We start from the raw sequence: 997 nt of genomic DNA on the forward strand, positions 1-997 counted from the left end.
GTCGGCTGAAAAAGCCTTTTCTCGCAATGACGATTTGAGTATTAAAAATTTTTACTACTCGGCGTCCTCGTCTGTAACCAATCTGATCGAATCGTCAGAAAGAACAATCAAACGCTCCTTATATAAGGATCCAATTGTTTTCTTAAAGGCACTTTTGCTGATCTGGAAACGGTGGTAAATGTCTTCAGGAGAACTTTTATCACCCAATTCGATTACACCGCCACTCTTTTTCAACTCCCTTAACATCATCTCTTTCGAATCGAGGATATGGCCATAACCACTTGGTTGCAGGGTTAAATCGATCTTTCCTTCCACACGGATTTTCTTGATCCAGCCTTTGCGCATTTCGCCAGGTTGAACATTGTCGAAAACCTCGTTATTATACAGCAAACCAATGTAGGTATTGTTAATAATGGCATTATAGCCCAGGTCTGTTTCTTCAGTAATCAATAAACTTACTTCATCACCTTCTTCGAAATCAAAACCATCCTCTTCCACAAAATCGTACAATTTAGAAGAAGCCAGTAAGCGGTCGCTATTTTCGTCTAAATACAGGTACACCACATATTTATAACCTTTTTGCATGGGCCTTTTCTGTTCGCGGTTAGGTACGTAAACATCTTTATCGATGCCAAGATCCATAAAAACACCATCATCGCCATCAGATACCACTTTCAAAAAAGCGAAATCGCCCACTTCGGCATAGGCTTTTTGGGTAGTTCCGGTTAAGCGACCATCTTTCTGTATAAAAACAAAAACACTAATGTTATCGCCGATTTCGGCACCTTTTGGTACGTATTGGTAAGGGAGGATTACCAGTTTATCGCCATCGGTTAAGTTTAATCCAGCTTCTGTTTTGCTTAAAATCCTTAACTCGTTGTATTTTCCTATTTCAATCATTTTATTGGGGTTTAACCATTTTCTTCAATGGCTTTTGTTGCAAAGGTAGCAATGTTTATTGGTTCATTGGTCATTGGTTCACTGGTCATTTGTTCAT

General features: G+C 39.1%; 1 protein-coding gene. It reads right to left on the reverse strand.

Annotation, left to right across the window (positions count from 1 at the left end; genetic code table 11):
• Positions 1-54: 54 nt before the first annotated feature.
• Positions 55-900, reverse strand: a complete 846-nt coding sequence (locus U859_RS0130200; protein WP_025146927.1) for a S1 RNA-binding domain-containing protein — start codon at positions 898-900, stop codon at positions 55-57.
• Positions 901-997: the final 97 nt, after the last annotated feature.

This window comes from Pedobacter jeongneungensis (assembly GCF_000633455.1).
Classification (GTDB): domain Bacteria; phylum Bacteroidota; class Bacteroidia; order Sphingobacteriales; family Sphingobacteriaceae; genus Pedobacter; species Pedobacter jeongneungensis_A.

Bases quoted from the DNA above. Each gene is read 5' to 3' on its own strand.
- U859_RS0130200 (WP_025146927.1), bottom strand. From the start codon at position 900: ATGATTGAAATAGGAAAATACAACGAGTTAAGGATTTTAAGCAAAACA.